The organism is Ruminococcus sp. OM04-4AA (assembly GCF_003462585.1).
Classification (GTDB): Bacteria; Bacillota; Clostridia; order Lachnospirales; family Lachnospiraceae; genus Mediterraneibacter; species Mediterraneibacter faecis.
In genome coordinates this window covers 1-603 of the sequence record NZ_QTZH01000176.1, presented here as the reverse complement: position 1 = coordinate 603, position 603 = coordinate 1, and the positions used below count along the sequence as shown (strand labels likewise).

The 603-nt window shown below is 28.9% G+C and carries 1 protein-coding gene; it reads right to left on the bottom strand.

Features of this window, described 5'->3' with window-relative positions:
- Positions 1-53: 53 nt before the first annotated feature.
- On the bottom strand, positions 54-603 hold a 550-nt coding region (locus tag DXB52_RS16000), incomplete at its 5' end, for a C45 family peptidase (RefSeq protein WP_472520603.1).

The window sequence follows — 603 nt, the reverse complement described above, 5'->3', positions numbered from 1 at the left end:
AAAACTGAAATTCAAATACATTACTAAAATCATTGTTCAAGACATAATAAACTTTATTTTTTTTCTGTAGAATATACAAATGAAACCCTAGTTGCCCACAAGTCTTTTTGAGAAACAGATTTTAATACTTTAAATGCGTCATTTACTGAAAAATCTTTATCATATCCTGCCAATAACTCTTTAGCCACTTCGTATCTTGTATCCCCAGAAACAATGTACGGCTTTGTTATATCTGGTTTTAGAATAGAATAATTTGTAATAAGTGAAAAATTTTCTTGTTCATATCTATACCCAATTCCGGGTTCAATAATTAAAACTCGTCCTTTTTTATCAGAAAGCATAGCTTGCATAGTAGCATCTGGTGCATAAATAATTTTTTTCTTTTTAACAATGTCCAAGGCTTTATCAAAAGAAATCTCTGCCTTAATGAATTTTTCTGTTAATTCAGATATTGTAATACAATCCTCGCTTTCTATATACCTTGCATTTTCATTACCATGAACATAAAGAAGTGTTCCTACATTACCATTTTTATTTATCCCATGAAATGAATGATACATACCGTCAGGCATTTTAATACCAATATAAAATCTATTTTCTTCG